The organism is Mesorhizobium denitrificans (genome assembly GCF_003403035.1).
GTDB classification, from domain to species: domain Bacteria; phylum Pseudomonadota; class Alphaproteobacteria; order Rhizobiales; family Rhizobiaceae; genus Mesorhizobium_G; species Mesorhizobium_G denitrificans.
The window spans coordinates 1-26,052 of sequence record NZ_QURN01000005.1; the positions used below are offsets into that span (position 1 = coordinate 1).

Consider the following 26,052-nt stretch of genomic DNA (forward strand, 5'->3'; position numbering starts at 1 on the left):
CCGCCGCTCACCGCTTTGGGGAAAGGTTCACATGGCTCAATTCTCAGTGGAAATTAGACGCCTACCCGGCTCACTTCTGGGTGGAAATCAACACGACTGTCGGTCCAAGAGAAGGGTCGGATTTCGTGTCACGAACTACCAGTTTCAAAGGCCTGCCAAGAACACCGCCCTTCGCGTTGATATCTTCTACCGCAAGCTCGGCGCCGCGGGCGGCACCCTGATCCCAAGGCGCAAGCGTCCCTGTTTGGCCGGAGGCAACCCCGATGACAATCGGCTCACCCTCGGCGTTCGCAAGATGTACTCCTGCGACGGAGAAAGCGGCGGCGCAAGCCGCCATAACCATGCGTTTCATGCCAGTTCTCCTCTGTTAATTGCAGATTTCCAACCTGTATTCAGCTCGCGCGAAGCTTCTTCGTCTCCGCACTGTCGAGCGAGAAAACGTCATCGACGGCAACGCCGTAGACCTCACGCGCTCTATCCTTGCCGATGCGGCCTTCGCGCACGTCGTTCAAAACCTTCTCGACGGCACGCGTTTTAGGATCACCAAATCCACCACCCCCGCAGGAGTAAGAGACAACACGTTCATCTGGAGCGAGCGTTACCGAAACCACGACGGGCAGCTCCTCAAGGCTTCCATCCGCGCGCTTTCGGTATTGCCGCGCACCGAAGGCTTTGCCACCACCAGCGGCTCCTTTGGCTTGGTTTAAGGTGCCGTCGCTGACCGCGTTAATGGTCATCTCGCATCCAGCGGGGCCGTACTCGCCCATCAGGCTGGGCGCCCCAGTAAACTGCCCTGCTCCCTCGGAATCCGTCACAAGCCGTCGCTGATAGCAGCGAATTGGATAGGCCATTTCCATTATCTCGATACTGTCGATGTAGAGCATGCCCGCATTGCCGGCATGCGCGATCGTCATCCATGAATCCTGTGTCGGCGTACCAGCGCCAGCAGTCACGCCAAGGAATATCTGGTTGACGAAGGGGCGACCCTTTCGGGGGTCCTTGCCCGAAATTACAGCCATCGTTGCTGGACTGAGTGCTCCGGTTTCGGCCTGTCCGAACCGGCTATCCATGGATGCGATCGCTGTCTGTACCGAGTTGGTGATACGATCCGCGACGTTGGTGGTTGCCACCGAGCAACTGGTCGGGTGCTGCGGAATGCCGACAACCCCACCTTCCCGCAGCTTCAGCCGCACGCGCCCAAACGAACCCGCATTGCGCGGAACATTGTGATCTATGGAGTTGAAAACGCCTATCAAAGCCGCTGTTCGCGTACAGGCTTCCGACACGTTGATGCCCAGTTCCAGCGCATCGATGTTATCGGTAAGATCGATATCGATGAAGCCGTCGGTGGGATCGACTGCCACCGTTGCGTTGATCTTCACACCGTCTTTTGGAGTGCCGGGAAGAGCATCATGCGTGCTGGACGACGTTGCTGTCTTCCGAGGCAGTTTAGAGATCGCATCCTTCATCCGCTCGGCGCTGTAAGCGAACCATTGCTCACCATATTCCGCCAATTGGTCCCAGCCGAATTCGTTGCCGATGGCATGTATTTCCCGCTCGGCGATGCGGCCCGCGCCAACCATGCCCAGATAGTCGCCCCACCATTGCTCGGGTACGCGGATGCGCATCTTGCACATCCGGATGATGTCCTGAATGTCCTTGTAGTCGCGCTGAACCTGAACGGCGGGGAAGATCAGCGCGCCTTCCTGGTAGACGTCTTTGGCGTGCCCATAATAGGTGGTCGGTATCGAGTTGCCGATATCCGCCTGATGGGCTTTCACGATTGCAGTGTAGCGATGTTTTCCGTTCTCGTCGAAGACCGGCACAAGGATGGAAAGGTCCGCGGCATGCGAGCATCCATGATACGGCGAATTGTGCAGGAAGGCATCACCCGGCTTCAGTTCCGGGTGCAGGTCGCACATCGATTTCGCCATCATGTCGGGACCGACAAGCACGTGAATCGGAATGCTCTCAGCAGTTGCGAGTAGGCGATTGTCGGCGGTCACGATACAGCAGGAAAAATCTCGCGCTGTTGCCAAAACTCCTGAACGACCAGTGCGCAGCAGCGTGTTCGCCATTTTGCGCGCAACCGCTTCCCAGCGGTTGTTGAGGATTGCGAGCTTGACTCCATCAAACGCGAGGTGCGCGTCGACTGGTCGGGTAGCGGCGGCGTTCATGCGTTTTCTCCTAGAATTTCGATGACGACCGATCCCGATGCGACCTTCCGCGCTTCGGATCCGGGAAACACCACAACAGTTGTGAACGGAGACTCTACGATTGCCGGACCGCTGATCTTGCTGTCTTCATGCATGTCGGCGAAACTCACCAACGGTACGTCGGCGACACCCGTCTCGCGGAAGAAGCACCGGCGATTTTCAGAACCCTGCGCGACGGCGATATTGTGCATTTGGCCGATTTCGCCGGAGCGGATTTTCACCGCCACATCCACACGCCATCCGACGATCTCGACCGGCGAGCCGTCGTCGCGCACAGCGAATAGCTTTTCGTGTGTTTGATGGAATGCTTCTTCTAAGGCCGCGACGCCAGCCTCGCCATCAATTGCGCTTTGAGGCAGCGGGACCTCAATATCCCAGACTTGCGATGGATAGTGACCTTCGATGCTGAAAGTCATCCGGCTATCGATTGCCTGATCACCTGTGTTCGCAAGAAAGGCATTCGCTCTGGATGTAAGTTCTGCGAGAGCGGACCGAGCCACCTCATGATCAAACTCGTCTGTACGCGTCGCCGCGACCACACGGAAATTATTGGTTAGTTCGGAGATAAGGCCGCCACCAGCAGAAAGAGCCGCGCCAACCTGTGGCATGATCAACTCCTTGCAGCCCAACCTGCGTGCAATCAGCACACAGTTGAAGCCAGCCGCGCCACCACCGCCAACGAGAACGGCCTGTGCGGGGTCAAAACCCTGCGCGACCGTAATGTCGTCAATGGCCTGAACCATATTCTCGGTGACGACATCGAGGATGGCAGCAGCCGCGTCATGAATGGAAAGATTGAGTGGCTTCGCGATCTTGGTTTCGACCGCGTGCCGCGCCGCTTCGAGATCGAGCGTAATAGCCCCACCCAAGAAATTTTCAGGATTGAGATAGCCGAGCACCAAGGCAGCATCAGTCACGGTAGGTTCAGTGCCGCCATTGCCATAGCACACCGGGCCAGGCACCGATCCGGCGCTGCGTGGACCGACAGAAAGGAGGCCACCAGCATCCACAGAGGCAATTGAGCCACCGCCAGCGCCAACGCTCTTCACGTCGATTGACGGAAAGCCGGTCATGTGGCCCCGGAATGGTTGCCCAATCCACGTATCGCGTGCCCACGGAATAGAACCGCCCCGGATGAGGCTTACATCGTAGGTCGTGCCGCCAGTGTCTGCGACGATTGCATCCGAAGCACCAACATCGGCCAGTGCAAAGTAGCGACCAGCGACCGGCGCCATTGATGGACCTGAATTGATTGAGTGGATAGGCTGTTTTGCTACATCAGCCGCATCGAGAACACCGCCCTGCGACGTGAGCACCAGCACGCGCCCAGCAAAACCAGCATCGCGAAGACGCGCTTCAAGCGTCTCCATATAGGCGGTCATCAGCGGTTTCAGCGAAGCGTCGATAGCCGCTGCGGATGTGCGCCGATACTCCCTGAGAATGGGGTTCACCTCGTGCGAGAGTGTAAACGGCACGCCGGGCAGATGCTCGGCCAGCAACTCTCCGAGGCGCTTTTCGTGAATTGGATTGACGACTGACCAGAGCAGGCTAACGGCTACCGCCTCAACCTCCTGCACCTTCAACTGGGCGATTATCTCAATCGCGGCAGCTTCGTCGAGCGCGATATCGATTGTCCCATCGTATAGCACCCGCTCTACGACTTCGAATGTCAGAGATCTTGGAATGTATGGTTTCGGATAGGGCACCGTGAAGTTGAATGGTTCGATGCGCCCACCCTCGCGCAGGACCAATACTTCGGGGTTGCCCCAAGTCGTAAGCAACGCTGTCTTTGCGGCCGTATCAGTGACGATTGCGTTGATTGCCCGCGTAGTTCCGTGAATGAACAGATCACCCTTGCCGAGCATATCTGCGCGGTCGAGGCCGAGTTGGTCCGCTGCAATCTGAAGAACATCAAGAACACCTCGTATCGGATCGTCAGGCGTGGTCGACGCCTTGAACATCTGAACGTTGCCGTCGTCGTCCTCGACCACCAAGTCCGTGAACGTTCCCCCAGTGTCAGTTGCGAAGCGCATCGGTGGTAGTCTCCCCTAGCAGGTCTCGGTGTCGGTCACGTTGGTGGATGCTCAGATGGCTGTTTGAGAGGCGCCTTTGAGATCGAGCATCTTTCGCGCCTCCGCCGGTGTGGCGATTTCCAGCGATAGCTCTTTAAGTATGCGTCCAATCTTCGCCACCTGGTCGGCGTTCGTCTTGGCGAGTTCGCCCTTTCCGATGTACAGGCTGTCTTCAAGGCCCACGCGAACATTGCCGCCGATGATTGCGCCCATGGTGCAGAGGCTCATTTGGTGACGACCGGCGGCAAGGATCGACCACTGGTAGTCCGAGCCAAATAACCGATCAGCCGTGGTGCGCATGTGCATGACGTCGGCATGTGCGGGGCCAATGCCGCCAAGAATGCCGAAGATGGATTGCACAAATAGCGGCGGCTTGACCAAGCCACGTTCGAGGAAGTGCGCCAGCGTATAGAGATGACCGATGTCGTAGCACTCAAACTCGAAGCGCGTGCCGCAATCTTCCCCCAAATGCTTCAGGATGTACTCGATGTCCTTGAAGGTGTTCCTGAAGATGAAGTCGCGCGAATTTTCGAGATAACGCGGCTCCCAATCGTGACGCCAGTTCGGATAGCGCGACAACATCGGAAATAGACCGAAGTTCATCGAACCCATGTTCAGCGAACACATCTCCGGCTTGAACCTCAGAGGAGCTGCAAGTCTCTCCTGAACGGTCATATTATGTCCGCCACCCGTCGTGATGTTCAGCACGGCGTCTGTTTCCGCAGCGATCTGCGGAAGGAACTCACTGAAAACATCTGGAGACGGCGTCGGACTTCCGTCTCTTGGATCTCGCGCATGCAGATGAAGGATCGCTGCTCCTGCCTTCGCCGCGCCGAGTGCGCTTTCTGCAATCTCAGCCGGCGTTAACGGCAGATGCTCGGACATGGTAGGGGTGTGGATCGATCCCGTCACTGCGCAGGTGATGATTACCTTGCGAGCGGATTTCGATTTATCGTTCATGCTGTTCCTCACCTGCTGTTTCGACGCCGTTCTTCAACGCTCTCAACAATTTGAGTTTTTGTATTAGCCAGCTCTGACGAGCCGGAATGTCGGAAACCTTCAGCAATTGCCGCCGCGCGGTTGCGACCCTTGCAGGCGCGCCGCCGTTCCATTTGCTGGTTTCAGGGCCGCCCGGCGCGGAAGCGGCAAGCGCCGGCCCCAAGGTGCGGGTATACATCTCGAAGCCACCCTTGGAGTTGAGATCCATTGTCTCGAATGGCCCGACAAAGGCCCAGCGCATACCCAGCCCAGATCGAACAGTCCGGTCGATATCGTCAGGGTCAGCAATGCCCGCCTCCACCAGAGAGAGAGCTTCCTCAACAAGTGCGGCCTGCAGCCGGTTGAGAACGAAGCCTGGTGACGCACGTTTCAGCCGCACAACGTCTTGTCCGAGCGAAAGCATCAACTCTTCGACCTCATCCATCGTCCGTTCCGACGTACTCCTACCGGGCACCAGTTCCACGATTGGAAGCACATGCGGCGGGTTGGCTGGATGGGCTACGAGGCATCGATCCGAATGAGCGATGTCTGAAAAGATTGCGTCAGGCAACAAGGCCGAAGTCGATGACGCGAAAATGCAACTGGCAGGCGCGAGCGAAACTGCTTCTCTGAAAATTGCACGCTTCACGTCGATCAGTTCGGAAACGCATTCCTGAACGTAATCCGCGCCGGATACTGCGTCCTCCAACGAGGAGCAGAACTGCACCCGAGCCGTATCTTCAGAAGACAATTCTCCAGCGAGCCAGTTGCGCGCGGACACGATGCTTTCGCTGGCCTCGTCACAGATCCGAACCCTATGTCCGGACTGGGCAAACATGTAGGACCACGAGCGGCCGATCAGGCCACCGCCTAATATTGCGATCTGTCGCGCCTTCATGGCGTTCCCCTTTTTCATGACTGTAGGATCGCAACTTGCAGCAAGTCAATATTGTTGTAACAAAATAATTTTTAGAATTGTTCGATCATATTTCCGTTCGCATACACGCAAATTTTGTGGATTTTATGCCGTTAAGAGGCAAATTTTGACCATAGAGAAAAATGCCAAATATTGTTCGAGATTGTTATTTTGTTATAGCGCTTGACACCAAATCAAATTTCTTGCGTATTTTGTTTATGAGCGCAGGCTGAGATGGGGGATCGCTTGGCGGCAGTTTAAGCAACGAAAATTCGATGTTGCGCCAGTACATTTCGCTATCAGAAAGGGAGAGGCCCGGGATGCAGGATCGAACCGTTGCAGTGATCGGCGCGGGTCTTATTGGTCAAAGCTGGAGCGCACTATTCGCGGCGCATGGCTACGATGTTCTAGCCTGGGATCCCGCTAACAATTGGGAAGAGCGATTTCAGGCGAAGAGCAGCCATGCTCTCCGCCAGGTTTGTTCCATCGCACCTTCGCTCAGCGAGATCGGTCGCATTCAGGCCGTAGGAACGCTGCAGGAAGCGGTTGCGAGCGCCTTCTGGATTCAGGAAAATGCCCCTGAATCAGTCCCCGTCAAAATTGAACTCTATGAACAGATTGAGGAATCAGCGTCCAAGGATGCAATCCTAGCCAGCAGCACCTCATCGCTCACTTGGTCGATGCTGGCTTCCAGTCTTCGCGCCCCTGACCGTTTCATCACGGCGCATCCGTTCAACCCGCCGCATTTGATGCCTTTGGTTGAGATATTCGCACCCCATCCGCAAACGAGGGAAACTGCAAGAGGCTTCTATGATGGTCTCGGTCGCCACACTGTCGTTCTTGACCGTGAAGCGGTCGGACATATCGCAAATCGCCTGGCCTCTGCGCTCTGGCGCGAGGCGGTAAGTCTGGTTGAAGAGGGAGTAGCCAGCGTAAGTGCAATAGATGCCGCGCTGGTGAATGGGCCAGGCCTCAGATGGTCTGTTATCGGCGCGCATATGGCATACCACCTCGGCGGTGGCAGCGGAGGAATCGAATACTATCTCAGACACCTGGGTCCGAGTCAGGAGAGGCGCTGGGCATCACTTGGAACGCCAACACTTACGCAAGAGCTTGTAGGAAAAATCGTGGAAGGCGTATTGGAGGAGGCGGGCGGCCGCACAATCGAGGAACTTGAAGCCGAGCGCGACGCGGCGCTTGTGCGAGTGCTCGCAGCAAAAGCTGGAGGCAGGCTTTAATGACACTCGACACGCCTCGGATCGCGCTGATCCACGCCCTTGAAGAATCCGTTGCACCTGCGCGCATTGCCTTTGCGGAAACATGGCCCGAAGCTTTTTGTTTCGACCTTCTTGACACATCGCTTTCGGTAGATCGGGCTCTTGCCGGAGAACTCGACGCAGCCATGATGCAGCGTTTCGCGACACTGGCGAATTACGCGTCCACGAGCACCGGCAAGGGCGGAAAGGCCGCAGGGATATTGTTTACATGCTCGGCATTTGGTCCCGCAATCGATGCTATAAAGGCCAGGCTGACTATTCCCGTATTGCGCCCAAACGAAGCAGCCTTTTCCCAAGCACTCGAAAAAGGAACTCGCTTCCTCTTGATGGTGAGTTTCCAGCCATCCGAGGCAACTCTCAAGGCTGAATTTGAAGAAATGGCACGCCAGCGGGGAAAGTCGATTTCTTTGACCACCGTTGTTGTAGAGGGCGCCATGCAAGCGCTGAAATCGGGCGATTCACCACAGCACGACGCGTTACTCGCCGAGGCGGCTGCGCGCTATGCGGGACTAGTTGACACCGTTGTTCTCGGCCAATTTTCGCAGGCGCGAGCGAGGAGCGCGGTGCAGCGAAGCATGCCCGGCGCTACCGTCCTTACGACGCCGCATAGCGCTGTTGTGGAGATGCGCAGACTGGTTGTGCACTGTGGAAGCCCAAACTACCAATTGACAAAATAGCGGGCGCTTATCCAATATTTTGTCGCCAGGGTTTCATCTGAGCCGTTTGGGCTCTGGAGCTAAGAGGGAAGCTGGTACAGTTAAGGAAAGCCACCGCTTCCTTCTGCGCACGGATCTCACGGCGCATGCACTATGGGACGCCGTGAAGATTCCATGCACGTTGGAAATTGCATCAATATTCGCGTCGAGGAAGGCGAGGCCCAGCTCAGCGTCGAGAGCCGGACGGAATTGGGCCCGTCCATCAATGCGGCTGTGCAGCGGCAGTTGGCGCCAGAGGTGCCTACAGGCCAGATCCTTCAGAATCAGACGAGACATAAGCGATAACCGCCGGTTGTGAGCGGTTCTTAACGTCATCCTGCTTTTAGGTTCACCTTAAATCGCACGACAATACTCAGTAGAGATACCATTCTCGCTGCAAAACTCGGGTGGTTTATCGGCGAGTTTCAGCAGGATAATTTGCCTGCACCTTCCCTCCCGAAGCAACGCTTTCTTTTCGCATATCATGTCGCTTCGAGCAGCCGCGTACCAGCGGAAGCTGTTGAAATTCAACAGAAATAGTTTGCAACATAGGCGCGACATGAAAGCTGCAAACAAGCAATCTGCGATCCGCTAACCATCTTAATTATCTAGTGAAATTGCTTGGCTGGGGAACCTGGATTCGAACCAGGACTAACGGAGTCAGAGTCCGTGGGTCTACCGTTAACCTATTCCCCAACACTTTGAAAAATCAGTCGGCTCAATTGCATTCGCAATGCACGATCAGAAATTTCCAGAGCCGCCGCCACATTGCCTAGGCGTCTGTGGGCGGCCTTTTAGCACATCTTCGACTCCGATCAAGTGCAGCGCCAATTTCTTTTTGTGACAATCCAGATATCCGTGACGATTGCCCCAGCCGCCGCCTTAACCCAGTTGAGTATGTCCGCTTCACAACGCCAATCTTTAGTGACACCATACCGTGTCAATCTGCGGAGAGAGGCAACATGCGGAAGGCAATTATTGCAATTATAGCAGCCGTTTCACTGGAGGGCTGCACAACAACCGAGCGGGACGTCGGAACCGGCGCCGCTGCGGGCGCTGTCATCGGCGGTATTGTGGATGGCGGAAGAGGTGCGCTAATCGGCGCAGGCGCAGGCGCTCTGGGTGGATTGCTGGTACGAAATCTCCGAAACGGATACTGCCAGTATCGTGACCACCGCGGTCGAATCTACACTGCGCGCTGCAGATAGAAAACGCGCTCAACTCAGACCGGCCGTCACTTATCGGATACGCCGGTCTGATTACTTCGCCTAGTAGCGCCGATGCCTAATGCACGTTGCCGGCGAGCCAATTGTGCCACTCACCCTCAGATCCGTGGAATGCATTCAGGTCGATCCGTCCACTGACGCCGTGTGATAGCCCTGACCCGGAATACTGCCAGAACACCCATTTGCGATCACGATAAACCCGCGACGGGTGCTGCGCGACCGCCCGCAGCCAAAATGGATGATTCGGGAAGGCTCCGCGCAAATTATCAGCATAGAAGTCCGGTGCCGTATAAATGACCGGGCGCTGACCATAATGCCGCTCCAGCCTGTCCATGAATACCTGCATCTTTTCGCGCACCTGCGCTGCAGATGGTCGCCGCTTGCAACTCGACTCGCCGTTCCACTCCACATCGATGACCGGTGGCAACGCTCCAGCAACGCGCGGCACGTTTCGAATAAACCAATCCGCCTGCTCTGAGGCAGTCCGGCACCAATAGAAAAAGTGATAAGCCCCGCGTCGTAGCCCCGCCTTGTGAGCGCCATTCCAGTTCGTCCTGAACATTGGATCGAGATGGTCGCCGCCGTCCGTCGCCTTGATATAAGCAAAATTCGCACCTTGGGAGCGCAGACGCTCCCAATCAATCACACCTTGCCAACGCGATACATCCACGCCGTGAACCGCCAAATCACGGGGCGATGCCCTGCCAAAATTTATAGGCTTCGCATCTCGAAAGCGTCGGCGGCTGACAAAGTCAGGCTTTAGCAGCGCAGCCGTAGCAACGGGCCGCTGCATCGGCTTCGGTACTGAAGGCATCGGCGCGATGAGCGAAGCCACATCAACCTCTTCTGAAGGCTTTAGTGTAGGAACCACAGTGACTTCATCGACCGCACGCAGCGCCGGAGAATTGCCTATCGCATCAGGCGGACGTACAGCAGCAACTAATGCGTCCTGCTGCGCCTCAGGCATTTCCAAGACTGCTTCCTGCGAAACCAGGCTTTTCGGCCTTACAATAGAAGCCGTGGTGTCGGAAGAGGTCGGAACCAAATCCTCGATACCGGAACTCGTGCAGCCCGCAGCCGCCAGGCAAAATACAAAAACTGAACCAAGGCTGCGCAAACGCATCACGACCTGAACCACAAACAAAACCAGCCGACGGCCAAGCCTCCGGGCAACATCACGAAACAGCTATTGGCCAATTCTCAATAAAGTTTGAATCGATTGCTCAGCATCTCGCCTTCGCTCTGCCGCTTCCGATCCTTCGGCGCACAAGATCAGACCGACAATATTACCGAATATGCCAAAGACTGCTCCAACATATTGAAATCATAAATAAAAAAGAAAACGCATCCATCGAGCCTTGTAAGCCACCGGACAAATCCGGTGGCTTAACCATAATTGCAATTAGCCACTTAAAGGATCAGCCATCCGACGCGACATCCTGCTCGCCAGGACCGCCATTCTCCAGGAATTTCTCCGCGATAAGACCAGCGTTCTGACGCAGTGTCAGTTCGATCTCCCGTGCGGTATCAGGATTTTCACGCAGGAATACTTTCGCATTTTCGCGCCCCTGCCCCAATCTCTGAGAATTATAGGAGAACCAGGCACCAGACTTCTCAACGACGCCAGCCTTGACACCAAGATCAACAAGCTCCCCCATCTTGGAGACGCCCTCGCCATACATGATGTCGAACTCAACCTGCTTGAAGGGCGGCGCAAGCTTATTCTTGACCACCTTCACGCGGGTCTGGTTGCCGACTACTTCTTCACGATCCTTAACCGAGCCAATGCGGCGAATATCCAGTCGCACGGAGGCGTAGAATTTCAGCGCATTGCCGCCTGTCGTCGTCTCTGGCGAACCATACATCACACCGATCTTCATGCGGATCTGGTTGATGAAGATAACCATCGTATTGGATCGAGAGATCGAGGCAGTGAGCTTGCGCAGCGCCTGACTCATCAAACGCGCCTGCAAGCCCGGAAGCGATTCACCCATTTCGCCTTCGATTTCCGCACGCGGCGTAAGCGCCGCCACGGAGTCAACCACCAGAACGTCGATCGCACCTGAACGAACCAGCGTATCGCAGATTTCCAACGCTTGTTCGCCCGTATCCGGCTGCGAGATCAGCAAGTTTTCGAGCTCGACGCCAAGTTTGCGAGCATAGACAGGATCAAGCGCATGTTCCGCATCTACAAAGGCGCAGATACCACCCTTTTTCTGCGCTTCTGCAATAGTATGCAGCGCAAGCGTGGTCTTACCCGAACTTTCCGGCCCGTAGACCTCGATTATGCGGCCGCGCGGCAATCCGCCAACACCCAATGCAATATCGAGGCCCAATGACCCCGTTGATATAGTCTCGATTTCAACCGCCTGCTCATTTGCCCCCAGACGCATGATCGAGCCTTTGCCGAACGCGCGTTCAATCTGCGACAACGCGGCGTCCAGCGCCTTCGATTTGTCCACTGCCTTGTTATCCTCTACGAGCCTCAAAACATTTTGTGCCATGATACATTTCCCCTGGACGCCTATGAAGGCTCATCAGTGCTCTTTGATATAAATGTTGTACATGCTTTGTTCTTGTTTGACAAGAGGCTTCAACGAATTGATTTAATTATGATATCCACAAATGTTCCTATTTAGTTCTTGCTATATGATTCTGGTTCGGCCATGAAAGTCTGGAGCTTTTGAGGAAGCGATACGTGGTTATTGATTCGAGGATTTTGGTGGCAGTTTATCTATGAGATTGATCGGCATCGGAGGTGGCCACATAGACCGGCGCGGACAGATCGCGGGCGACTATGTTCCGGCCGCCTCCAATCCTGGCAGAATGCTGGAGGATATTGGCGGTGGGGCGCTAAACGCGCTGCGCAATGCCGTTCAGCGGGGTCAGGCGTGCACCTTTGTGTCCGTGCGCGGCGGTGACAGTGCCGGCGAGCAGGTCTCGCGCGCGATTTCGGATGCCGGGATTGCAGACTTGTCTGCAACTTTTCTTGACCGCACCACTCCGAGCTATACCGCGTTGCTCGACCGTCACGGCGACTTGATAGCCGGATTCGCCGATATGGGGCTGTACGACCTGGCGTTTCCGAAGCAATTGCGCCGAAGCACGATCCGGCACGTAATTGCCACACAAGACGCGGTGTTGTGCGACGCGAATATTCCCGCGATCGGCCTTGAACGGCTTGCTGCGCTCAGCGAAGCGCAGCCGATTTTCGCTATTGCTGTCTCGCCCGCGAAGGTTGTTCGACTGCGAACAATTCTGGCTAATCTCGCGTGCCTGTTCATGAATATCACGGAAGCGCGGGTACTTGCCGCCAGCGCCGACATCTCAGCGATAGAAGCCGCACAGGTATTGCGTTCAACCGGCCTGCAAGCAGGCGTCATTACATCAGGCGGCGGCGAGCTGATATTATTTGACGAGCAGGGCGCCTTCTCACTGCAACCACCTCCGCCGACGCGGCTCGTGGATGTAACAGGCGCTGGCGATGCACTCGCTGGCGTAACCATTTCAGCATTGCTCGAGGGATCGAAGTTTCAGGACGCGGTACGCCAAGGCGTCGCGGCTGCTTTGCTGACGCTCGAAAGTGGCAAGGCCGTATCTCAACTCGAACCCGATTCGTTCGCGAAGAAACTCGCGCTTGTGCCCCAAGCCCGGCAAATGGCATGAAGACCGCGACCGGAGTTAAGCAAATGAAAGCACACGCACCCTTCGTCGATATTCATCAACCCGTTGTCGATGCACTCAGAGCTGGAAAGCCCATTGTCGCGCTGGAAAGCACGATTATCACGCACGGCATGCCGTACCCGGCAAATGCCGAAATGGCTGCGAAAGTCGAGCGCATCATAGAAGATGAAGGTGCCACGCCTGCGACAATCGCCGTCATTGATGGACGGTTGAAGATCGGGCTCGGAAGCGCCGAGCGGGATGAGCTTGCTCGCGCCAAAGATGTAATGAAGCTGTCGCGCGCTGACCTTGGTTTTGCGATCGCAGAAAGACGGACAGGCGGCACGACGGTTGCGGCCACTATGATCGCCGCCCATCTCGCTGGCATATCAGTGTTTGCGACAGGTGGCATTGGCGGCGTCCATAAAGGCGCGGAGAAAACCTTCGACATTTCTGCCGATCTGGAAGAACTGTCGCAAACGCCAGTAATTGTCGTGTCTGCAGGCGCGAAGGCGATCCTCGACATCGAAAAAACGCTTGAAGTTCTGGAGACGAAAGGCGTGCCGGTTGTCGGCTATAGCAGCGACACCATGCCCGCCTTCTGGTCGCGTAATTCGCCGTTCAAGGCTCCGCTCCGGCTCGATTCAGCAGCAGCGATTGCAAAGTTCCACACGACACGTCGCGCGCTCGGCCTGACTGGCGGGATGCTGATAGCGAATCCTGTGCCGGAGCAAGATGAGATTGCGGCCGACATAATGGCGGTTCACATCGCCGCCGCGCAAGATGCAGCAACGCGCGAAGGCATAGTCGGCAAGAGCGTCACGCCATATCTGCTCGCAAAAATACTCGAATTGACCAACGGGCTGAGCCTGAAGACCAATATCGCGCTGGTTGAAAACAATGCGCGATTGGCCGCTCAGATCGCACGCGCGCTGAACGTCAGCAAATGAGTTTGCGCGCTGCTCATGCCTGACTAATAAATTAGATTGCATCACTATTGATGTTCTAGACATCATCATAGAGAGATGATATATATGTTTGGCACAAATCGTGGAACGGCAGCATGATCACAGCTGCACAAATGCGCGCCGCACGCGCCCTGCTCGGCATTGACCAGCGTCAACTGGCCGAGATGGCAGGTGTTTCACTTCCTACGATCCAGCGGATGGAGAGTAGCGAGGGCACAGTGCGCGGCGTGATCGATTCGTTGACGAAACTGGTCGAAGCTTTTGACCGCGCTGGCATCGAATTGATTGGCGAAAACGTAGTGAGTTCAGGCGGTGGACGAGGTGTGCGGCTGAAAAGCCAAACTTGATACATGTCGATGTTCAGCCGTCCGATGGCACGGCGCCGACCCTTAAACGGCCGACGATCCTGCCCCAGATGGCGCACCGCTAGGGATTGTAATGACTGCAGGAGCCATAAGGCCCGACTTCACTGAGCTTTACACGCCAAAGCTGGTGAGCGTTCTGCGCGAAGGCTACGACTTCGCCAAGTTCAAGGCGGATGCGATTTCCGGCCTAACCGTCGCCATCGTCGCGTTGCCGCTTTCCATGGCCATTGCCATTGCGTCTGGCGTAACGCCGGACCGTGGGCTTTACACGTCGATTATCGGCGGTTTCATCGTGTCCGCCTTTGGCGGCAGCCGCTTTCAGATTGGTGGACCCGCAGGCGCGTTCATCGTGCTGGTGTCTGCAACTGTGGCACAACACGGTGTTGAAGGTCTGCTTCTTGCAACATTCCTTTCGGGCCTGATGCTTGCGGCCATCGGCTTGCTCAGGCTCGGCACCTTCATCAAATATATCCCGTACCCGGTAACGGTTGGCTTCACTGCGGGCATCGCGGTCATCATCTTCGCCAGCCAGATCAAGGATCTGCTCGGGCTCACGCTCGAAAAGGAGCCTGCTCCGCTGCTTCCGAAGCTGCTTGCCTTGACCGAGGCATTACCCACGATCAGCTTCGCGGCGGTCGTCATTGCAGCCATCACGATAGGCATCATTCTGATGCTGCGCCGCTATCGGCCAAACTGGCCGGGCTTCATCATCGCCGTGGGCGTCGCCGCTGCGGTGGCCGTGCTCTTCGGCCTTCCGGTCGAAACCATTGGCACACGGTTTGGCGGCATCCCAAGCGCCCTGCCCGCACCGCATCTGCCGTCCATGTCGATTGATAAGATCAGCGCCGTGCTGCCAAACGCGATTTCATTCACGCTGTTGGGCTGCATCGAAAGCCTTTTGTCGGCAGTTGTGGCGGATTCGATGACGGGCCGGCGCCACCGGTCAAATTGCGAACTCGTCGCGCAAGGACTAGCCAATATTGCATCGCCGCTATTCGGTGGCTTCTGCGTGACCGGCAACATCGCACGCACCGCAACCAATGTGCGCTCTGGCGCACATGGGCCTGTTTCGGGAATGCTGCACTCCGTATTTCTGCTGTGCTTCATGCTGGTCGCGGCTCCGCTCGCTTCCTATATCCCCCTTGCGGCGCTGGCCGGTGTGCTGGTGATCGTGTCGTGGAACATGGCTGAAAAGCACGAGTTTGGCGTGCTGCTGCGCGCCTCACGCGGCGATGCCGTGGTGCTGCTGGTCACATTCGCGCTGGTTATTTTCCGCGACCTGACGGAAGGCATCGTTGTAGGCTTCGTCATAAGCTCGCTGCTCTTTCTGCATCGCATTGGCCAGGCTGTGGCGGTCGAGAGTGGGCGTCCGCTTGTTGAGTCGGATCGCGCCGATAGCGAAAACGGCGAAAGGAAACCCTACGATCCCGAACTGACCACCGACCCCGACATTGCGATTATCCGCATATCGGGTGCGTTTTTCTTTGGCGCGGCAGCGGCTGTCACCGCCGCTCTCGACCGCATCGGCGAGCATCCCAAAACCTACGTGATAGATATGTCGTCGGTTTCAATTCTGGACTCGACAGGCGCAGCCACCATCGAAGCTTTTGCGCGAAAGGCGTCCCGGCGCGGCGCACGCATTTACATCGCAGGCGCGACAACTGCTGTACGCCGCAGCCTGTTGATGCATGAGCTCAAGCCGCCGCGCGTGCGCTATCGAAGCACACTGGCCGACGCTTTGGAGGGTCTTAAAAAGCGCAATCAGACCAGCGAAGCAGACGCCAACTAGGTCGGCGCGGCCAGCAAATCATAGCAGCTTCGCTGGCCGACCTTAACCTTGGAGAGAACCGGCATTGCCTGTTCCAGCCATGCCTTCTGATTGGGCGCGTCGGTTTCGATAGCTGCTTCCGGTTTGGACGAAACAAATGCATTGCCCTTGCTTAGCAGCCAGCACGCTCGCCCCAGCAGTTTGCGGCTGCGCTGCCGCAGCAGATCGGCGTCGTAAAAGACATCGAGAACTTCGCGCTTCACAGCCGCTTCCTGCTCCGGTGTTGGTTCGCCACCGTTCAGCCCGTCAACCTCGCGGTGAAGGTCGGCATAATCTTGCCCAAGCTGCGCTACGGCGTAACCGAGATCAGCTTCGTCCTTAACCATGTTGAACCAGAGCTGCGCGTTAAGCTCGCGCGCGATGAACGTAGTTTCAAAATCCTTCGATGCTGCAAGCACCTCGAACGCACGCTGGTCCACGTCTCGCTCAATCAGAAAAAGCGCCTGCGCCTGCTTCAAAAGTTCGGGGCCAGACTTGGTAACGGCCGCATTCGCACCGCCATTTTCCGGCCCGATATAAGGCCCGCCTTCATCGAGCAGCACATCAAATTCGTTGAGCCCTTCCATGATGGCCGCCGCGCGAGAAACGCGCACGGACAGCTTCGCCGCCGCGGCTTGCGTTTCTGTTTCCCGGCGTTTGCTTTCCTGAAAACTTTGCTGGAAGAAAAATATAAAAAGCGAAACCCCGATGCCGATCAGGATGACGCCAAGCTGCGAAACGATATTACGATAATATTCAAGCAGTTTTTCGCGATGGCGCGCATCGTGCCGCACACTGTCCGCGACCCGCAAATTGAAAACAACTGAGACGATCAGCAACGAGCCGCCGAGTATCACCAGCAGCGCAATCAGCAGATAGCCCTGCCCCAGAAAACCCTCGGACATGGCTATTCGAAATCCACGACCTGATTGTTGAGCGGGTATTGATTTGCGTGTTCGCCCGCGAGCCGGGCGTCGAATTTAACCGGCTTTCCTGAGAACATGTTGTCCAGTTCCTGTTCCGGCACGACACCGGGGCTGGAAAATTTCGACAGGATGAAGGGCAGACCGTTGGCGTTGAGTGGCGAAGGCCCGTCCATCAGGTAAAAATGCAGATGCGGCGCGGTGCTGTTGCCGGTGTTGCCCAGCAGGCCAATCACGTCACCGACCTTCACCTTGTCGCCAAGCTTGAACTTCAAGCTGCCACGCTGCAGGTGAGCGTAAAATGCATACACACCATCGGCAATTTCGATGACCAGCATGTTGCCGCCAATATTGGCGGTGTTGATGCCCTTCGCATCTTCGCTGGGTATTTGCTCGTCGGTTTCGTCGTAAAGATTGACTACAGTGCCATCGGCGACCGAATGAACCTCCGCGCCGTAATAGGCATAGCTTGCAAGCTTCGTTGCCTCGCCGGTGTACATCAGGCTTTTATCGTCCAGTTTAATCCAGTCGATGGCGAAGCGTTCCGGCACGCGAATGTGACCGTTGATCGACATCACCGCGCCACGATGCGAGGTGATTGCGTCACAACAGCCGTTTATGGAGACCCAGCCCTTGCCGCGCAGTGGCGGCTCAATCAGCGTTGCGGCCTTTTCAGTCGTCGCAGGCGCGCCCGCAAAACTGTAGTTTGCCACGAGTGGGTAATCTGCGGGCAAAGGCTGAGGTTTGCCGTCCTTATCAGCCATCTGGCGTGTGGCCGTAATGCGCGCCAGAATTTCGCCGGGTACCTTACTGCCATCCGGCAAAGCCACATCCATAAACACGATTGCGGTGCCGCCCGGCGCAATCAACGCTCCTTGCAGGCCAAACCGCTCAATCATTTTTGCAAGCTCGTCTCCTGCAATTTGAGACAGAACATTGCCGCCGGTATCAATCGCCTCGACCTTGTCGATGGTGACGAACACGCGGCTCGGATTTGTAACGAGCACTTCGTAAGCCAGGTGCGTACGGCCATCCGCGCCAGCAACCGGATTTGGATTGCTGAGCACCCCTGTTGCAAGCGAGCTATAGACCTCATCCGGCTTCAGACTTTGCGCAAAAGTTTGCGCAGGCAAAAAGAGCGCCGCCGCCAGTGCTGCCTGAAAAAGCATACGCATCGAATATCCTCCGGTGCCGTCCCCGCCGCCAATACGGCATGCAGTTTCGGCCCGGAGTCAAGTGTGGCAGAGCTTATGCAGCCGCGAGCAAGCTCGCGTTTCCGCCTGCCGCAGTCGTGTCCACGCACACGGCGCGCTCATGCGCATAGGCTGCCGGATAGATCGTCTCGCTAATCAGCGGAACGATAGCGCCTTTGCGCGCCGCCAGCGCCCTGCGCAACGCGCGCATGTTCGCCTCATCGCCTGCGAAAGCCACGACATCAACGCCGATCTTTTCCAGTTGCTCCGGATCGAAACCGCCATCCACGACCGACAGCGGCAAACCCTTGCCCGTCAGCGCATTCAGCGCGCTAGAAGCATTGGCGCCAACCGCCAACACCGCACAACCAGCGGCCAGCGCCTGCACGGTTTGCGCGAGCAATGTCTCGGCATCCGGCCCAAGGCACAGCGCGATGCCGCGCGGGTGCAGGGACAGCGTGTTGGCCTCGCCTGTCGGTCCCGGAAGGTCAACCGGCCCGAAATCCATCGCTGCTGCCGCGGTAATCGCGCTTGATGCCTTGCCGCGCAAGTGCTTGCGCAAAATCGCGACACGATCCTGACGTTCCGCCCAAGCTTTCGCGCCGGCAATCTTCAGGTGGTCCTGAACGACCTTCAATGCCACCGGCTGCGCGGTCGCAAAAGCTTGATCTGCCTGCCCGGCAACTTCCTTGCGGAAGCGGCGCAGATAGTGTGGTCCGCCCGCTTTCGGACCGGTGCCGGAAAGTCCTTCCCCGCCAAATGGTTGCGAACCAACAACCGCGCCAATCTGGTTGCGGTTCACATAGATGTTGCCGGCGTGAACACCATCAACAAAGTGCTGCACGCGGCCTTCAATTCTCGTGTGAAGCCCGAACGTAAGGCCATAACCCTTTATGTTTACAGCAGAGATCACCTTGTCGATCTCATCGGCCTTGAAGCTCGCCACATGCAGAACGGGGCCGAAAACTTCGCGCTCCATATCCTCGATGCCGCGCACGCGGAACACATGCGGCGCAACAAAACGGCCATCCTTCGGCGCATCCAGCCGCGCCACAAGCTTGCCCGCCTTCTCCATCGCGTCGCAATAAGCCTTGATGGAACTCTGCGCCTCTTCGTCGATAACAGGCCCAACGTCGGTGGCAATTTCCCAGGGGTCGCCGATGTTCAGTTCTTCCATCGCACCCTTGAGCATTTCCAGCACCTTCTTCTCCACATCCTCTTGCACGTAGAGAATGCGCAGCGCCGAACAGCGCTGACCGGCGCTCTGGAACGCTGAAGCCAGCACGTCGCGCACCGCCTGTTCAGGCAGTGCGGTCGAGTCCACGATCATTGCATTCAGGCCGCCCGTTTCGGCGATCAGCATGGCGTCCGGTGCAGCGGTTTCGGCAAGTTGCTTTTCGATGATCTTGGCAACCTCGGTGGACCCTGTGAAGCAGACACCCGCAATGCGCGGGTCGGCAGTCAGCGGCCCGCCGACGCTCGGCCCGTCGCCGGGCAAGAGTTGAAGCACGTCATCCGGCACACCAGCTTCGCGTAGCAACTCCACAGCGCGTGCAGCGATCAGCGGAGTTTGTTCAGCGGGCTTGGCGATCACGGCATTGCCGGTCACGAGAGCCGCCGCAACCTGTCCCGTAAAAATCGCCAGCGGGAAGTTCCACGGCGAAATGCACACGATCACGCCGCGCGCATCCGTGCCAGTTTCCACGTTCGCTGCTTCAGCAGCGTAATAGCGCAGAAAATCCACCGCCTCGCGCACTTCCGCGATTCCATCGGCAAGCGTTTTGCCCGCCTCGCGCGTTGCCAGCGCAAAGAACTCATCCGCGTGCTTTTCATAAAGATCAGCTGCTTTCGTCAGCACCGCGGCGCGCTTCGCAACCGGCATTTTCGCCCATGCGGGCTGCGCTGCAACGGCCGCCTTCACCGCACCCGCCACCTGCTTGGGACCAGCCTCGCGAACTTTTCCAACCGTGTCGGCTGGCCGCGCAGGATTGATAACAGGCTTTTCCGCGCCCTGCCCCGCCGCGTTGGTCATGGGTTTTGCAGCCCATTCATTTTGGTCGGAAAACCGCGCGCGTCCGCTCTCAATCGCCCCAAGCGTCGTCAGGTCGGTAATGTCCCAGCCCTGCGCGTTGCGCCGATTGCCGCCGAAAATAGCCGAAGGCCGCACGATGTTTGGATTTGTCGCCGGTCCCTGCGCAGCAGCAACCGCCAGCGGATCACGCGCAATATCTTCCGGCGCAACGTCCTCATCCGTCAGTTGATGAACAAATGACGAGTTCGCGCCATTTTCCAGCAGGCGGCGCACCAGATAGGCAAGCAGGTCTGAATGCGCCCCAACCGGCGCATAGATGCGCGTGCGCGTTCCTTCGGCCTTGCGCACTGCCTCGTGCAATTGCTCGCCCATGCCGTGCAGTCGCTGCAACTCGAAACAATCGCGATCCGGCGCCATTGAAAGCACCGCCGCAACGGTGTGCGCATTATGCGTAGCGAATTGCGGATAGATACGGTCCGTATAGCCGAGCAGCTTCCGCGCGCAGGCCATGTATGAAACGTCCGTGTTCGTCTTGCGGGTAAACACTGGATAGCCCGGCAGGCCAAGCGTCTGCGCACGTTTGATCTCTGTGTCCCAATAGGCACCCTTGACCAGCCGTATCATGATGCGCCGGTCGAGCTTCTTCGCGAGTTCATAGAGCCAATCGATGGCAAAGGCGCAGCGCGGTCCATAAGCCTGCACGACCACGCCGAAGCCGTCCCAACCTGCCAGCCTCTCGTCCGAAAGCACGCGCTCGATCACGTCCAATGAAAGGTCGAGCCGGTCCGCCTCTTCCGCGTCGATGTTCAGGCCCATGCGCGCGTCCTTGGCCGCAAGCGCCAACGACAGCAGCCGCTCGGACATTACCGGCAGCATCGTCTCACGCTGGCTCACTTCGTAACGCGGATGGATCGCAGAAAGCTTCACCGAAATTCCCGGATTGCGACGAATATCATCACCCTTTGCGTGCGGCTTCAGCGCGGCAATCGCATCGGTGTAGGCTTTGAGATAGCGCAGCGCGTCGGCCTCCGTGCGTGCGGCCTCGCCAAGCATGTCATAGGAATAGAGATAGCCCTTATCGAGCATGGATTTGCCGCGCTTGAGCGCCTCGGCAATCGTGCGGCCAAGCACGAACTGCTCGCCCATTTCGCGCATTGCCGCCGCAACCGCCGTGCGGATCACCGGCTCGCCTAGCCTGCGCACCATGCTGCGCAATGTCCGCTCAATCGAGCCCTCGCCTTCATCCAAAACCCGGCCCGTCAGCATCAGCGCCCAGGTGGACGCGTTCACGAAAATCGACGACGACGAACCTGAATGCGCTGACCAATCATGCGGCGCAATCTTGTCGCGGATCAGATCGTCCATCGTTTCCGCGTCCGGCACGCGCAGCAGCGCTTCCGCAAGGCACATCAGCGCAACGCCCTCCTTCGTGGAAAGCCCATATGCCGAAAGGAACACTTCCATCAGGCGGGGGTCGGACGAAGACCGCACAGCACGCACCAATTCGGTCGCACGAGCACTGATCGCCTTGCGATCCTTATCGGAAAGATCGGCCAGCTTGATCAGACGCGCCAGCGCTTCGCCCTCGTCGGGGAGATAGTTCGCGCGAATCTGTTTGCGGATCGTATCGAGCCTCGCCATTGCAGCCGTTTCCTTCGATGCTGAGTTGAAGCTCAATTATCATAATCCAGACGTTTCAGCTGTTCCAAATATCTGGATACTAAAGCGCGATTGATCTATCATTCGGCAAAATATCTATCAATTGGACTGGTATAGTGAGTCAAACAGATCATCTGGACCGCATAGATCGGAACATACTATCTGCGCTTGCGCGAGAGGGTCGGTTATCCATGGCCGAGCTTGCCGCACAGGTCGGCCTGTCGAAAACTCCAGTGCAGGCGCGCGTCCGAAAACTGGAGGCGGATGGCATCATCCGCGGCTATGCGGCAGTCGTCGACCGCGAGCGCATTGGCGAGGGTCACGTCGCTTTCGTGCAGGTCAAATTGTCGGATACGCGCTCCAGCGCGCTGGATGCGTTTAACCGCGCCGTGCAGGCGGTTCCCGAAATCGAGCAGTGCCACATGATGGCGGCGAGCTTCGATTATCTGCTGAAAGTCCGCACACGCGATATCGCCTCCTACCGCCGCGTGCTGGGCGAGCGCATTTCTGCCCTGCCCTTTGTCGCCCAAACATCAACCTTCGTTGCCATGGAAACGGTCAAGGATCATTAGACGAATTCTTCCGCACCGTGCTAAGCGGGGCAAAAGGAGAGACGAATGGTTTCAGTGGCTTGTATCGGCGAGTGCATGATCGAGCTGTCGGGCACAGGCAACGACAGTTGGAAACTCAGCTTTGCGGGCGACACGTTCAACACGCTTTGGGCGATGCGCGCGCTGCTCGACCCCACTGCTGGAACGGACTACGTAACGGCATTCGGCGACGATCCGTTTTCCGCGCAGCAAATCGCCTTCATGGAAGACAACGGCATAGGCATTGCAAGCAGCCCCATTCTGCAAGGTGCGCGTCCTGGCCTTTACGCAATCACGCTCACCGGGGCGGAGCGCTCCTTCACATACTGGCGCTCTGACGCCGCTGCCCGTCAGCTCGCAAGTGATCCCATTGCTCTGTCGAAAAGCCTGCAGAAACAGTCTCTTATTTACTTTTCCGGAATCACTTTGGCAATTCTGGATGTGTCCGCCCGTAAGATATTACTGGACGCCATCGCCGCCGCGCGCCTTGCCGGAAGCCGCATTGCATTCGATCCCAACTACCGCCCGCGCCTGTGGCCAGACGCACTTGCCGCCCAGTCGGCGATCGCCGACGCGCTGCGCCTCACCGACATCGCCCTACCGACATTTCCGGACGAGCAGGCGCTTTATGGCGATGCCACTCCACAAGACACCACCCAACGTCTGGCCGAGGCAGACATACCGGAGATCGTCGTGAAGAATGGCGAGCAGCCTTGCCTCGTCGTTCACTACGGCAATACGGAAACCGTACCGGCCATCAGTGTGCAGGCCGTCGACACGACCGGCGCAGGCGATTCCTTCAATGGCGGTTATCTGGCTGCGCGCCTGCATGGCTATGATCCGGTTGACGCCGCTCGCCGTGCGCACAGCGTTGCGGCCCATGTCGTGCAGGTTCGTGGCGCGCTGGCGCCGTTCGAAACGCTGCAAAAAGCCTTTGCGATCTAACTGTCCAGCCGGAATCGGTATTCCGTAACGTGGTGATATGTCTCGCCGGGGCGCAGCATCGCGGTCGGAAAATACGGCCTGTTAGGCGCATCAGGCCAAACCTGAGCTTCAAGGCAGAAGCCCGCATGCGGGCCATATTGCCTGCCGCCTAGCCCCGGTTGCTCGCGTGCAACCTTGTGACCACCGTAAAACTGCACGCCCGGTTCCGTCGTCCACATTTCCATTTCAACGCCGGATTTCGCGCCCCGCGCCCACGCCGCGCGCCGCAACTTGCCATGCGCCGAAGCCAGACAGAAATTGTGATCGTAGACGAATTGCTCGCCCGTCTTTGTGTGGCGGATCGGACGCGGCTTTGTGAAATCAAACGCTGTGCCCGCCACCGGCTGAACAACGCCGGTCGGGATCAATTCATCATCGACGGGCAGATATGCCGCCGCGCCGATCTGCAAATGATGATCGAGCGTATCACTCGCGCCACCATCATCCAGATTGAAATAGGAATGGTTGGTCAGGTTGCAGAGCGTGGCCTCGTTCGCCGTCGCATTCAGCTCGATGGAAAGCGTGCCGGGATTTTTGAGCCGATAGGTGCAGCTCGCTTCCAGCGCACCCGGAAAGCCCATATCTCCGTCAGCAGAATGCAGTGTCAGCGTAACGAAATCCGGCCCGTGCAGAGCTACAGACCAGTTGCGCTTGCCAAACCCCATGCTGCCGCCATGCAACGTGTGCTTGCCGAGAAAATTCGGATCGGTCTTGAAAAGCTGACCGTCAATCGTGAACCTGGCATTGCCGATGCGGTTTGCATAGCGCCCCGGCACTGCCCCGAAATAGGGCGAGTGCGCAGGATAATCGTCAAACTTGTCGAATCCAAGCACCAGCGGGGCGTCATGTCCTTCGAGGTGCAGATCTTGCACGACTGCACCCCACGTCATGATCTGCGCGGTCAACCCGCCGCCCGAAATGGCGAAACGCTGAACGGTTTCGCCATCCGGTGTGGTGCCGAAGCGCTCGCCCTGTATCATCGGCTGTCGCCCTCGGCCCGTTTCGTGGCTACGTCTAGAGGCCAAGGCCACCAAGGCAGACATATTTGGTATCGAGATAATCCTCGATGCCCTGATGCCCGCCCTCCTTTCCAAGGCCGGATTCCTTCACGCCGCCAAACGGCGCTTCCGGCGTTGTGATCAGACCCTCGTTCACGCCAACCATGCCATATTTCAAGCCTTCCATCACGCGGAACGCCCGGCCCAGATCGCCCGTATAAAAATAGCAGGCCAGACCGAACTCGGTGTCGTTGGCGAGGCGCACGACCTCTTCTTCCGTCTCGAATCTGAAGACAGGAGCCACCGGTCCGAAAATCTCCTCCTTCATGAACATCATTTCCGGCTTGGCGTCTGCAATAACGGTCGGCTCGAAGAACGAGCCGCCGAGCGCATGGCGCTTGCCGCCGGTCAAAACGCGACCGCCTTTTGCTTTCGCATCGGCCACGAATTCTTCCGTCTTTGCCGCAGCTTTTTCATCGATCAGCGGTCCCTGCTGCACGCCGTCCTCAAGACCCGAACCAACCTTGAGCTTCTGGGCTGCAGCAGAAAGCCGCTCGACAAACTTGTCGTAGATACCCGCCTGCGCGAAAAACCGGTTGGTGCAAACGCAGGTCTGGCCAGAGTTACGGAACTTCGCTGTGATCGCGCCTTCCACAGCGCGGTCGAGGTCCGCATCGTCAAACACGATGAACGGCGCATTGCCGCCCAGTTCCATCGAGACCTTCTTCACTGTTCCGGCAGACTTCTGGATCAGCAGCTTTCCGACAGGCGTCGAGCCCGTAAACGTGATCTTCTTGACCAGCGGATTGGTGCAAAGCTCATCGCCGATCGGACCTGCCGACCCGGTAACAATATTGACCACGCCCTTTGGAATGCCGACTTCCTCAGCCAGCAGACCCCATGCGAGCGCCGAATAGGGCGTCTGCGTCGCGGGTTTCACCACCGCCGTGCAGCCAGCGGCCAGTGCCGGGCCGAGCTTGCGCGCGAGCATGGAGGACGGGAAGTTCCACGGCGTAATGGCCGCGACGACACCAACGGGCTCCTTCGTAACGAGGATACGACGATCCGCCCAAGGTGACGGAACAACGTCGCCATAGGTGCGACGGCCTTCCTCGGCAAACCACAGCACATAGGCCGCCGAGCTTCCAACTTCGCCGCGCGCCTCGAACAGCGACTTGCCCTGCTCGGTGGTAAGCAGTTCGGCCAGCGCTTCCTGATTGTCCATAATGGCATCATGCAGCTTGCGCAGCAGCTTCGAGCGTTCCAGCGCAGAAGTCTTGCGCCACGTCAAAAATGCCGTCTGCGCGGCTTCAATCGCCCGGCGCGTCTCGGCAACGCCAACCGAAGGCACGGTGCCAATCTTCAGGCCGGTCGCTGGATTCGTCACATCGATGGTTTTGCCACTATCGGCCTGGACCCATTCGCCATCGATCAGGTTGGCTTCTCGCATGAACTGGCTGAACTTCTTGAGCATCTCGATCACTCCGCGC

The 26,052-nt window shown here is 57.6% G+C and carries 21 protein-coding genes and 1 tRNA gene; 9 read left to right on the forward strand and 13 right to left on the reverse strand.

Features of this window, described 5'->3' with window-relative positions; translation table 11 throughout:
- Window positions 1-70 precede the first annotated feature (70 nt).
- Genes DY251_RS06880 through DY251_RS06900 form a run of 5 tightly spaced genes read right to left on the reverse strand, consistent with a single transcriptional unit; the run spans window position 71 to window position 6,164 of the window.
- A complete protein-coding gene (locus DY251_RS06880; protein ID WP_116623153.1) occupies window positions 71-352 on the reverse strand; it encodes an ABC transporter substrate-binding protein in 282 nt (93 codons plus the stop codon).
- A gap of 40 nt (window positions 353-392) precedes the next feature.
- Window positions 393-2,177, reverse strand: a complete 1,785-nt coding sequence (locus tag DY251_RS06885) for a hydantoinase B/oxoprolinase family protein (RefSeq protein ID WP_116623154.1) — start codon at window positions 2,175-2,177, stop codon at window positions 393-395.
- On the reverse strand, window positions 2,174-4,249 hold the full coding sequence (locus DY251_RS06890; RefSeq protein ID WP_116623155.1) for a hydantoinase/oxoprolinase family protein: 2,076 nt from the start codon (window positions 4,247-4,249) through the stop codon (window positions 2,174-2,176). Before DY251_RS06890 ends, DY251_RS06885 begins: the two co-directional genes overlap by 4 nt.
- A 51-nt stretch (window positions 4,250-4,300) precedes the next feature.
- Window positions 4,301-5,248 carry a 3,5-dioxohexanoate:acetyl-CoA acetone transferase gene (gene kce / locus DY251_RS06895; RefSeq protein WP_116623156.1) on the reverse strand — a complete coding sequence of 316 codons (948 nt, stop codon included), beginning with the start codon at window positions 5,246-5,248 and terminating at the stop codon, window positions 4,301-4,303.
- On the reverse strand, window positions 5,238-6,164 hold the full coding sequence (locus DY251_RS06900; protein ID WP_158553228.1) for a 3-hydroxyacyl-CoA dehydrogenase NAD-binding domain-containing protein: 927 nt from the start codon (window positions 6,162-6,164) through the stop codon (window positions 5,238-5,240). Before DY251_RS06900 ends, kce begins: the two co-directional genes overlap by 11 nt.
- 338 nt (window positions 6,165-6,502) lie before the next feature.
- On the opposite strand from DY251_RS06900, the gene DY251_RS06905 reads away from it, so the two are divergent.
- Together DY251_RS06905 and DY251_RS06910 are read left to right on the forward strand one after the other, a co-directional pair.
- Complete coding sequence (locus DY251_RS06905; RefSeq protein ID WP_116623158.1) at window positions 6,503-7,420, forward strand: 3-hydroxyacyl-CoA dehydrogenase NAD-binding domain-containing protein; 918 nt, start codon at window positions 6,503-6,505, stop codon at window positions 7,418-7,420.
- Window positions 7,420-8,136 carry an aspartate/glutamate racemase family protein gene (locus DY251_RS06910; RefSeq protein WP_116623159.1) on the forward strand — a complete coding sequence of 239 codons (717 nt, stop codon included), beginning with the start codon at window positions 7,420-7,422 and terminating at the stop codon, window positions 8,134-8,136. The genes DY251_RS06905 and DY251_RS06910 overlap by 1 nt, the downstream gene beginning before the upstream one ends.
- A 640-nt stretch (window positions 8,137-8,776) precedes the next feature.
- Here the strand turns inward: DY251_RS06910 and DY251_RS06920 are convergent.
- A tRNA-Gln gene (locus DY251_RS06920) sits at window positions 8,777-8,850 on the reverse strand.
- Window positions 8,851-9,116: 266 nt separating this feature from the next.
- Here DY251_RS06920 and DY251_RS06925 point away from each other — a divergent pair.
- Window positions 9,117-9,362, forward strand: coding sequence for a YMGG-like glycine zipper-containing protein (locus tag DY251_RS06925; RefSeq protein ID WP_116623161.1), 246 nt, complete (start codon window positions 9,117-9,119; stop codon window positions 9,360-9,362).
- Between the two features lie 76 nt (window positions 9,363-9,438).
- Here DY251_RS06925 and DY251_RS06930 read toward each other — a convergent pair whose 3' ends face one another.
- Entirely contained in the window at window positions 9,439-10,503 is a 1,065-nt protein-coding gene (locus tag DY251_RS06930) for a glycoside hydrolase family 25 protein (RefSeq protein WP_116623162.1), read from the reverse strand.
- A 295-nt stretch (window positions 10,504-10,798) separates the two neighbouring features.
- Complete coding sequence (gene recA / locus DY251_RS06935) at window positions 10,799-11,884, reverse strand: recombinase RecA (RefSeq protein ID WP_116623163.1); 1,086 nt, start codon at window positions 11,882-11,884, stop codon at window positions 10,799-10,801.
- 232 nt (window positions 11,885-12,116) lie between these two features.
- Here recA and DY251_RS06940 point away from each other — a divergent pair, with 232 nt between their 5' ends.
- The 4 genes from DY251_RS06940 (at window position 12,117) to DY251_RS06955 (ending at window position 16,165) form a co-directional block, all read left to right on the forward strand.
- Complete coding sequence (locus tag DY251_RS06940) at window positions 12,117-13,046, forward strand: carbohydrate kinase family protein (protein ID WP_116623164.1); 930 nt, start codon at window positions 12,117-12,119, stop codon at window positions 13,044-13,046.
- A gap of 23 nt (window positions 13,047-13,069) precedes the next feature.
- Window positions 13,070-13,993 (forward strand): pseudouridine-5'-phosphate glycosidase, encoded by a 924-nt coding sequence (locus DY251_RS06945; protein ID WP_116623439.1) that lies wholly within the window; start codon window positions 13,070-13,072, stop codon window positions 13,991-13,993.
- A gap of 113 nt (window positions 13,994-14,106) precedes the next feature.
- Window positions 14,107-14,358, forward strand: coding sequence for a helix-turn-helix domain-containing protein (locus DY251_RS06950; protein WP_116623165.1), 252 nt, complete (start codon window positions 14,107-14,109; stop codon window positions 14,356-14,358).
- Between the two features lie 91 nt (window positions 14,359-14,449).
- Entirely contained in the window at window positions 14,450-16,165 is a 1,716-nt protein-coding gene (locus DY251_RS06955; protein WP_116623166.1) for a SulP family inorganic anion transporter, read from the forward strand.
- Here DY251_RS06955 and DY251_RS06960 read toward each other — a convergent pair.
- From DY251_RS06960 to putA, 3 genes are all read right to left on the reverse strand, one after another.
- Entirely contained in the window at window positions 16,162-17,088 is a 927-nt protein-coding gene (locus DY251_RS06960; RefSeq protein WP_116623167.1) for a hypothetical protein, read from the reverse strand. The two genes, DY251_RS06955 and DY251_RS06960, sit on opposite strands and share 4 nt — an antisense overlap.
- A 2-nt stretch (window positions 17,089-17,090) precedes the next feature.
- The gene (locus tag DY251_RS06965; RefSeq protein ID WP_116623168.1) at window positions 17,091-18,281 is read right to left on the reverse strand and encodes a M23 family metallopeptidase; all 1,191 of its coding nucleotides are present in this window, start codon (window positions 18,279-18,281) and stop codon (window positions 17,091-17,093) included.
- A 73-nt stretch (window positions 18,282-18,354) separates the two neighbouring features.
- Window positions 18,355-21,972, reverse strand: coding sequence for a bifunctional proline dehydrogenase/L-glutamate gamma-semialdehyde dehydrogenase PutA (gene putA, locus DY251_RS06970; RefSeq protein ID WP_116623440.1), 3,618 nt, complete (start codon window positions 21,970-21,972; stop codon window positions 18,355-18,357).
- Window positions 21,973-22,103: 131 nt separating this feature from the next.
- Between putA and DY251_RS06975 the strand changes: the two genes are divergently transcribed.
- Window positions 22,104-22,562 (forward strand): Lrp/AsnC family transcriptional regulator, encoded by a 459-nt coding sequence (locus DY251_RS06975; RefSeq protein WP_483466592.1) that lies wholly within the window; start codon window positions 22,104-22,106, stop codon window positions 22,560-22,562.
- Between the two features lie 45 nt (window positions 22,563-22,607).
- Complete coding sequence (locus DY251_RS06980; RefSeq protein ID WP_116623169.1) at window positions 22,608-23,525, forward strand: sugar kinase; 918 nt, start codon at window positions 22,608-22,610, stop codon at window positions 23,523-23,525.
- Here the strand turns inward: DY251_RS06980 and DY251_RS06985 are convergent.
- A complete protein-coding gene (locus DY251_RS06985) occupies window positions 23,522-24,544 on the reverse strand; it encodes an aldose epimerase family protein (RefSeq protein WP_116623170.1) in 1,023 nt (340 codons plus the stop codon). The genes DY251_RS06980 and DY251_RS06985 overlap by 4 nt on opposite strands.
- A gap of 34 nt (window positions 24,545-24,578) precedes the next feature.
- Window positions 24,579-26,036: an NAD-dependent succinate-semialdehyde dehydrogenase gene (locus tag DY251_RS06990; protein WP_116623442.1), complete on the reverse strand. Its 1,458-nt coding sequence runs from the start codon at window positions 26,034-26,036 to the stop codon at window positions 24,579-24,581.
- Window positions 26,037-26,052 lie beyond the last annotated feature (16 nt).

Coding starts and splice junctions, on each gene's coding strand:
- DY251_RS06880 (WP_116623153.1), bottom strand. CDS start 352: ATGAAACGCATGGTTATGGCGGCTTGCGCCGCCGCTTTCTCCGTCGCA.
- DY251_RS06885 (WP_116623154.1), bottom strand. CDS start 2,177: ATGAACGCCGCCGCTACCCGACCAGTCGACGCGCACCTCGCGTTTGAT.
- DY251_RS06890 (WP_116623155.1), bottom strand. CDS start 4,249: ATGCGCTTCGCAACTGACACTGGGGGAACGTTCACGGACTTGGTGGTC.
- kce (WP_116623156.1), bottom strand. CDS start 5,248: ATGAACGATAAATCGAAATCCGCTCGCAAGGTAATCATCACCTGCGCA.
- DY251_RS06900 (WP_158553228.1), bottom strand. CDS start 6,164: ATGAAGGCGCGACAGATCGCAATATTAGGCGGTGGCCTGATCGGCCGC.
- DY251_RS06905 (WP_116623158.1), top strand. CDS start 6,503: ATGCAGGATCGAACCGTTGCAGTGATCGGCGCGGGTCTTATTGGTCAA.
- DY251_RS06910 (WP_116623159.1), top strand. CDS start 7,420: ATGACACTCGACACGCCTCGGATCGCGCTGATCCACGCCCTTGAAGAA.
- DY251_RS06925 (WP_116623161.1), top strand. CDS start 9,117: ATGCGGAAGGCAATTATTGCAATTATAGCAGCCGTTTCACTGGAGGGC.
- DY251_RS06930 (WP_116623162.1), bottom strand. CDS start 10,503: ATGCGTTTGCGCAGCCTTGGTTCAGTTTTTGTATTTTGCCTGGCGGCT.
- recA (WP_116623163.1), bottom strand. CDS start 11,884: ATGGCACAAAATGTTTTGAGGCTCGTAGAGGATAACAAGGCAGTGGAC.
- DY251_RS06940 (WP_116623164.1), top strand. CDS start 12,117: ATGAGATTGATCGGCATCGGAGGTGGCCACATAGACCGGCGCGGACAG.
- DY251_RS06945 (WP_116623439.1), top strand. CDS start 13,070: ATGAAAGCACACGCACCCTTCGTCGATATTCATCAACCCGTTGTCGAT.
- DY251_RS06950 (WP_116623165.1), top strand. CDS start 14,107: ATGATCACAGCTGCACAAATGCGCGCCGCACGCGCCCTGCTCGGCATT.
- DY251_RS06955 (WP_116623166.1), top strand. CDS start 14,450: ATGACTGCAGGAGCCATAAGGCCCGACTTCACTGAGCTTTACACGCCA.
- DY251_RS06960 (WP_116623167.1), bottom strand. CDS start 17,088: ATGTCCGAGGGTTTTCTGGGGCAGGGCTATCTGCTGATTGCGCTGCTG.
- DY251_RS06965 (WP_116623168.1), bottom strand. CDS start 18,281: ATGCGTATGCTTTTTCAGGCAGCACTGGCGGCGGCGCTCTTTTTGCCT.
- putA (WP_116623440.1), bottom strand. CDS start 21,972: ATGGCGAGGCTCGATACGATCCGCAAACAGATTCGCGCGAACTATCTC.
- DY251_RS06980 (WP_116623169.1), top strand. CDS start 22,608: ATGGTTTCAGTGGCTTGTATCGGCGAGTGCATGATCGAGCTGTCGGGC.
- DY251_RS06985 (WP_116623170.1), bottom strand. CDS start 24,544: ATGATACAGGGCGAGCGCTTCGGCACCACACCGGATGGCGAAACCGTT.
- DY251_RS06990 (WP_116623442.1), bottom strand. CDS start 26,036: ATGCTCAAGAAGTTCAGCCAGTTCATGCGAGAAGCCAACCTGATCGAT.